The following is a 4,797-nucleotide window of genomic DNA, read 5'->3' as shown; positions in this document are numbered from 1 at the left end:
CGGGGTGGGGATCGGTCCTCGGGTTGTAGGAGCGCGAGTCGTTGTCCTGGCACCACCACGAGTTGTCGTGCACCGGCCGGTACGGTACGGCCGTACCGCTCGGTGCCGCCTCGATGCCGAACGCGAACGGCAGGTCGTACAGCCCGGTCGGTGTCGTGTTCGTGCCCTGTGTCCGGGACGCGCCCTCGACCAGCCCCTTCGCGCCGAAGCGGGCCGCCGCCGAACCGGCCTCCACCCACTGCCCGTCCCGCAGGTCCCACCAGGTCACCGTGCCCGACGTCGAGCCGGTGCCGGGTGCCTGAGCGGTGATCAGCTGGGTGCCGCCCCCGGTGTCCGCCATCAGGGCGGGCAGTGGGGGAGCGGCACCGGCCGGGGCGGCGCCGAGCAGGAGGAGGGACGCGGAGGCGAGGGCGACGAGGACACCGGGGCGCATGCCTCAGACGCTAGACGGCGGGAGCGGGAGCGGCAGCCCGGGTAGGCCATCCAGGCTGTACGCCACATGGTCCTTCTTCTGGAAGTACTGGCTCAGTGAGTCGTCGTCCTCGCGCGCGAAGCGCTTCCCGTGCAGATCCCGGTCCGTGTCGTACGTCATGAAGGGCACCGAGTACCCGCAGGTGTCCCGGACGAGTTCGGCGCGCACGACGATGACGGCGCGCAGCCCGTGCGGGGTGGGGTCGATGTCCGGGAAGTGGCCGAGCAGCTCCCCGAACCTGGGGTCGTCACGGAAGACGGGCTCCCCCCGCCCGTGCACCCGCACGATGTTCGGCGGGCCCTGGAAGGCGCACCACATCAGGGTGATCCGGCCGTTCTCGCGGAGGTGGGCGATCGTCTCCGCGTTGGAACCGGCGAAGTCGAGGTACGCCACGGTGTGTTCGTCGAGCACCGCGAAGGAGCCCTTGAGGCCCTTGGGGGAGAGGTTGACCGTGCCGTCGCCGGACAGAGGCGCGGTCGCGGTGAAGAAGAGGGGCTGTTCCTCGATGAACGTGCGGAGTCTGCCATCGATGCGCTCATAGGTCTTTCCCATGTCCACCGATTGTCGACGCAACTCTTTCGTTTGTCTAAGGAATTTCCGGGTCCGCCTGGGCCGCCCCGGTCGGCGCTCGCACGGGGCGGCCCTGGCGGCCCGTCACCTCACTTCGTGAGCGTGCAGGCGGCCAGGGAGTCCAGGCCGGTCGGCTTGGCCGCGGTACGCCCGATCGCCGTGGCGATGCGGTTGATGGTCGCCACGCGCTTGTCCTTGAGGGGGCCGAGGATGGCGTTGTTCACGAAGTTGGGGCCGCCCTGTCCGACGGTGTCGGCCAGGCGCTTGTTCGCTTCCTGGATCTGGGTCTGGAGCAGGGTGAGGTTGCGGGTGACCTCGGCCTGGGCGGCGGCGGGGATCGCGGGGAGCTTCGAGGTGACGTCCGGGCAGGTGATCGTGCCGGGGCTCGCGAGGGTGCGGGCGCTGGTGCCGCTGTCGCTCTTGGCGGGCGTCCCGGCGAGGGCCGAGCCTGCGATGACCGCGCCGGACAGGGCCACGGCGGCAGCGCCGCCGATGACCGCCACGCGACGCTTGTTGTACTTCGGAAGAGCCCTGGACATGCGGATGCCTCACTTGGGTCAGGAGTGGGTCTACAGACGCGACGCCGGCGTTCAGGGGTGAGTACGAGAAAGCGGTTTCATCTGTTCAGCCCTCCTTCAGGACTTTCTTCGGCAACCTCGGCGCCCCCGGGGAGACACCCCTTCCTGGCGGCGCGGCCGGATCGGGCCCGGATTGACGAATCATGCAGAGTTCTGCATACTCATGCATGACAGCGGTTGGAGTGTGAGGAGAAAGCCCGTGACCGAGCGCGTCGTACTCGCCTACTCGGGCGGCCTGGACACCTCCGTCGCCATCGGCTGGATCGCCGAGGAGACGGGCGCCGAGGTCATCGCCGTCGCGGTGGACGTCGGCCAGGGCGGAGAGGACTTGGACGTCATCCGCAAGCGCGCCCTGGCCTGCGGTGCCGTCGAGGCCGAGGTCGCCGACGCCAAGGACGAGTTCGCCGACGATTACTGCCTTCCGGCCATCAAGGCCAACGCCCTGTACATGGACCGCTATCCGCTGGTCTCCGCCCTCTCCCGGCCGGCGATCGTCAGGCACCTCGTCGCGGCCGCCGAGAAGCACGGCGCCACCACCGTCGCCCACGGCTGCACCGGCAAGGGCAACGACCAGGTCCGCTTCGAGGCCGGCATCGTCGCCCTCGCCCCCGACCTGAAGTGCATCGCCCCGGTCCGCGACTACGCGATGACCCGTGACAAGGCGATCGCCTTCTGCGAGGAGAAGCGGCTCCCGATCGCCACCACCAAGAAGTCCCCGTACTCCATCGACCAGAACGTCTTCGGACGCGCGGTCGAGACGGGCTTCCTGGAGGACATCTGGAACGCCCCGATCGAGGACATCTACGAATACACCTCCAACCCGGCCGAGCCCCGCCCGGCCGACGAGGTGATCATCACCTTCAGGCAGGGTGTCCCGGTCGCCGTCGACGGCCAGGCCGTCACCGTCCTGCAGGCCATTCAGCAGCTCAACGAGCGCGCCGGCGCCCGGGGCGTCGGCCGGATCGACATGGTCGAGGACCGTCTCGTCGGCATCAAGTCCCGCGAGGTGTACGAGGCCCCGGGCGCGATCGCCCTGATCACCGCCCACCAGGAGCTGGAGAGCGTCACCGTCGAGCGCGAACTCGCCCGCTACAAGCGGCAGGTGGAGCAGCGCTGGGGCGAACTCGTCTACGACGGCCAGTGGTTCTCCCCGCTCAAGCGTGCCCTGGACGGCTTCATCGACGAGGCCAACCAGCACGTCAACGGCGACATCCGGATGACCCTGCACGGCGGCCGCGCCGTCGTCAGCGGCCGGCGCTCGGAGACGTCGCTGTACGACTTCAACCTGGCCACCTACGACACGGGCGACACATTCGACCAGGCGGCGGCCAAGGGCTTCATCGACATCTACAGCCTGGCGTCGAAGATCGCCGCCAAGCGGGACCTGGCCTGACCACCTCGTACGGGTTCACCTCACACACGTCAGCCTGACAACCGCCTCCTCGCCTGGCAGGGTCGGGAGGCGGTCGTACACAGCCATCTTCCGAGGAGCAACGCAAGTGAGCAGCAACAGCGGTGACGTCCGGCTCTGGGGCGGGCGTTTCGCCGACGGTCCCGCCGAGGCCCTGGCGAAGCTGTCCGCGTCCGTCCACTTCGACTGGCGGCTCGCGCCCTACGACATCGCCGGTTCGCGTGCCCACGCGCGCGTGCTGCACAAGGCGGGGCTCCTCACGGAGGACGAGCTGACCCGGATGCTCGCCGGACTCGACCGGCTCGAGGCGGACGTGACCGACGGCTCCTTCGTCGGCACCATCGCCGACGAGGACGTGCACACGGCCCTGGAGCGCGGCCTCCTGGAGCGTCTCGGCCCCGACCTCGGCGGCAAGCTCCGCGCGGGCCGCTCCCGCAACGACCAGGTCGCCACCCTCTTCCGTATGTACCTGCGCGACCACGCCCGGATCATCGGCGGTCTGATCGCCGAGCTCCAGGACGCCCTGATCGGCCTGGCGGAGGCCCACCCGGACGTGGCCATGCCCGGCCGCACCCACCTCCAGCACGCCCAGCCGGTCCTCTTCGCCCATCACGTCCTCGCGCACGTGCAATCCCTGTCCCGGGACGCGGAGCGGCTGCGCCAGTGGGACGAGCGCACGGCCGTCTCGCCCTACGGCTCGGGCGCGCTCGCGGGCTCCTCCCTCGGCCTGGACCCGGAGGCGGTCGCCAAGGACCTCGGGTTCGAGCACGGCAGCGTCGGCAACTCCATCGACGGCACGGCCTCCCGCGACTTCGCTGCCGAGTTCGCCTTCATCACCGCCATGATCGGTGTCAACCTCTCCCGGATCGCCGAGGAGATCATCATCTGGAACACGAAGGAGTTCTCCTTCGTGACCCTGCACGACGCCTTCTCCACCGGCTCGTCGATCATGCCGCAGAAGAAGAACCCGGACATCGCCGAGCTGGCGCGCGGCAAGTCCGGCCGTCTGATCGGCAACCTGACGGGTCTCATGGCCACCCTCAAGGCCCTTCCCCTCGCCTACAACCGCGACCTCCAGGAGGACAAGGAGCCGGTCTTCGACTCCTGCGACCAGCTGGAGGTGCTGCTCCCGGCCTTCACCGGGATGATCGCCACGCTCACGGTCAACCGCGAGCGCATGGAGGAGCTGGCCCCGGCCGGCTTCTCCCTCGCCACCGACATCGCGGAGTGGCTGGTCAAGCAGGGCGTGCCGTTCCGCGTCGCGCACGAGGTGGCCGGCGAGTGCGTGAAGGTGGCCGAGGCCGAGGACAAGGAACTGGACGAGCTGACGGACGAGCAGTTCGCGAAGATCAGCGCCCACCTCACTCCCGAGGTCCGCTCCGTCCTCAACGTCCACGGCGCGCTGGCCTCCCGCGACGGCCGCGGCGGCACCGCACCGAGCGCGGTCGCCGTCCAGCTCGCCGAGGTCAAGGCGGACGTGGCCGCACAGCGCACGTGGGCCGAGGCCGGCAAGTGAGCGACTTCGCCCACTCCTCCTGAACGTCCGAGCCCGGCGCTGCCCTGAGAGAACCGGGCAGCGCCGGGCGAGCGCGCGGGCAAGGGGGATCGTGGGGCTGGTGCGCACGGCGGTCCGGGCCGTCGAGCTTCGGCGGCGTCGAGGCCTGGACCGCCCCCCAAGGTCCCCGGGACGCTGTGCCCACCCCGTCACCGGTCGACAGGCACCCCCGCCGGGAGTGCGGCGTGTCGCTCGGGGGGCTGGCGCGCCG

4 protein-coding genes and 1 pseudogene are annotated in these 4,797 nt (G+C 70.1%); 2 read left to right on the top strand and 3 right to left on the bottom strand.

Annotation, left to right across the window (positions count from 1 at the left end; genetic code table 11):
• From ACFW2E_RS41560 to ACFW2E_RS41550, 3 genes and pseudogenes are all read right to left on the bottom strand, one after another.
• Positions 1-433: pseudogene (locus ACFW2E_RS41560) on the bottom strand (hypothetical protein); the annotation flags it as partial.
• Positions 434-436: 3 nt separating this feature from the next.
• The gene (locus tag ACFW2E_RS41555) at positions 437-1,024 is read right to left on the bottom strand and encodes a pyridoxamine 5'-phosphate oxidase family protein (protein WP_384475759.1); all 588 of its coding nucleotides are present in this window, start codon (positions 1,022-1,024) and stop codon (positions 437-439) included.
• A gap of 107 nt (positions 1,025-1,131) precedes the next feature.
• Complete coding sequence (locus ACFW2E_RS41550; protein ID WP_384475755.1) at positions 1,132-1,581, bottom strand: hypothetical protein; 450 nt, start codon at positions 1,579-1,581, stop codon at positions 1,132-1,134.
• A gap of 238 nt (positions 1,582-1,819) precedes the next feature.
• Here ACFW2E_RS41550 and ACFW2E_RS41545 point away from each other — a divergent pair, with 238 nt between their 5' ends.
• A complete protein-coding gene (locus tag ACFW2E_RS41545; RefSeq protein WP_384475752.1) occupies positions 1,820-3,013 on the top strand; it encodes an argininosuccinate synthase in 1,194 nt (397 codons plus the stop codon).
• 106 nt (positions 3,014-3,119) lie between these two features.
• The gene (gene argH / locus ACFW2E_RS41540) at positions 3,120-4,547 is read left to right on the top strand and encodes an argininosuccinate lyase (protein WP_384475749.1); all 1,428 of its coding nucleotides are present in this window, start codon (positions 3,120-3,122) and stop codon (positions 4,545-4,547) included.
• Positions 4,548-4,797 lie beyond the last annotated feature (250 nt).

Origin of the sequence: Streptomyces sp. NPDC058964 (assembly GCF_042741275.1) — a bacterium.
GTDB lineage: Bacteria > Actinomycetota > Actinomycetes > Streptomycetales > Streptomycetaceae > Streptomyces.
Note: the sequence above shows the minus strand (reverse complement) of the source record. Positions and strands in the feature narration are given on the sequence as shown.

What these genes read in the sequence shown, in the direction of transcription:
- ACFW2E_RS41555 (WP_384475759.1), bottom strand. Translation starts at nt 1,024, where the DNA reads ATGGGAAAGACCTATGAGCGCATCGATGGCAGACTCCGCACGTTCATC.
- ACFW2E_RS41550 (WP_384475755.1), bottom strand. Translation starts at nt 1,581, where the DNA reads ATGTCCAGGGCTCTTCCGAAGTACAACAAGCGTCGCGTGGCGGTCATC.